The 243-nt window shown below is 44.0% G+C and carries 1 protein-coding gene; it reads left to right on the top strand.

The window, feature by feature from the left end:
- Positions 1–40 precede the first annotated feature (40 nt).
- Positions 41–211, top strand: coding sequence for a hypothetical protein (locus AC2Q9J_RS18405; protein WP_499042173.1), 171 nt, complete (start codon positions 41–43; stop codon positions 209–211).
- Positions 212–243: the final 32 nt, after the last annotated feature.

Raw genomic sequence — 243 nt, 5'->3', positions numbered from 1 at the left:
CCATGAGAACTTTGACTTTGCGAAGTTAATGATTTAGAAGATGAGAGAAGAAGAGGAAGAACTCATTCTCATCGTCGTGCCGCTCGTGGCGACGATGACTGACTGCCTCAAAGCAATGAATGAACTCGAACGCTACCTTGTCACTGAAATGAAGAAACATGGAGACAACCTAAAAGTGGAACCACGTAAGAAATGGTTTTGTGAAGACTGAGGATCGGGCCGATATTCGGCTCGTTTTTTAAG

It is taken from the genome of Planococcus sp. RAB007_Raresut, assembly GCF_057369535.1.
The sequence above is the reverse complement of the archived record's forward strand: the minus strand, read 5'-3'. Positions and strand labels throughout refer to the sequence as shown.

What these genes read in the sequence shown, in the direction of transcription:
- AC2Q9J_RS18405 (WP_499042173.1), top strand. Translation starts at nt 41, where the DNA reads ATGAGAGAAGAAGAGGAAGAACTCATTCTCATCGTCGTGCCGCTCGTG.